The sequence below is a fragment of the Paenibacillus sp. N119s genome (assembly GCF_059447605.1).
The window spans coordinates 1-1,431 of the sequence record NZ_JCAJRU010000436.1; the positions used below are offsets into that span (position 1 = coordinate 1).

Below are 1,431 nucleotides of genomic sequence, written 5' to 3' on the forward strand. Positions count from 1 at the left end.
TTCCATTGATGAGTCAATTACGAACAAATAATAACGTTACACAGAAGGAAAATGTTGCTCTCCCTTATACATGGATGATTGTAATCCTATGCTGGTCAGCGATTGCTGTGATGTCCAGCCTGTATGTGACGATCCCTTTGGTTCCTCTCTTTGCTAAAGTATTTGGAAAACCACTAGCTGAAGCAGCTCTGCCGGGAAGTATCTTTTCCTTGGGCTTTGCAGCGGGATGTCTTATTTATGGAGGATTATCTGATCGCTTTGGACGCAAGCAGGTTATCGTTGCCGGACTTCTCGCATTGACGATCCTGTCGTTATCTCTCGGCTTAACCCATCAGTATTCGGTATTAGTTGCGCTGCGCTTGCTTCAGGGTTTGGCTGCAGCCACCTTCTCCCCCGTTGCTCTCGCATACGCCGTTGATATGTTTCCCACTGAAAAACGGGTAACGGCTATCGGCTTTATCAGCACTGGTTTTCTTGTGGCGGGTATTGCTGGACAGGTATTTAGTATTGCTATCAGCGAACAAATTGGATGGAATATGGTATTTCAGATACTAGGTATGGTGTACGCGATCACCTTCCTGATCGTTCTTTTTTTCCTGCCTAAAGCTCCCTCCTCGCAACGAGGGGTCCGCATTTGGGCAGCCTTCGGCCAGTTGGGGACTGTTCTGCGTTCGTATCCTTTATGGCTAAGTTACACGATCGCTTTTGTTCTTCTGATGTCCTTTGTGAGCATGTATACAGTTTTAGGAAGCTACCTTGGCAATCCCGAATTTGGCCTGAATAGCAGACAGATGCTTTACGTCAGATCCGCTGGCATCATCGGCATGCTGCTCTCCCCACTCGCTGGACAATTGGCACTGAAATTCAGTGTGCATTTCATATTACGTACAGCTCTTCTTCTTTCCATCCTCAGCTTGGCGCTGATGGGAATGACGCACTCTCTAACAGCTATCGTGGTATTAAGTGTATGTTTTGTCAGCGGCATTGCCCTGAGTGTCCCTTCACTTATTACAATAGTTGGCCAGCTCAGCGGTGCAGCAAGGGCCATAGCCGTCTCACTGTATACCTTCATTCTGTTTGTCGGTACGAGTCTAGCACCTATGCTTTCCATTCGTTTGATGGGCAATGGCGGCAATCAGATGACTACATTTATGCTGCTGGCGGCTGTTCTGTCTGTGGGACTTATCGCCTCCCTGCTCATTCGCCGCCGTCAGAACGATCCGCTGAAGCGGGAAGCATAATACAACATCAAACTAAAACCGAACTTAAAAGTTACCTGTTGTGCCACTGCGCAGTCGGATGGTACTTCCTATCGCAACCGCCCCCGGATTTCCAGAATAAAACCTATGAATAGGGTAAAAAAGGCATACCCATCAAAATCATGTGATATATATCATTGTATTTTCTTTATAAACGAAAACTCTCTCTTTG

Annotated in this window: 1 protein-coding gene; it reads left to right on the forward strand. The window is 46.8% G+C overall.

Annotated elements, in window-relative coordinates; translation table 11 throughout:
* The first annotated feature begins 8 nt into the window (after positions 1-8).
* Complete coding sequence (locus AC5V8P_RS25540; RefSeq protein WP_064797221.1) at positions 9-1,241, forward strand: MFS transporter; 1,233 nt, start codon at positions 9-11, stop codon at positions 1,239-1,241.
* Positions 1,242-1,431 lie beyond the last annotated feature (190 nt).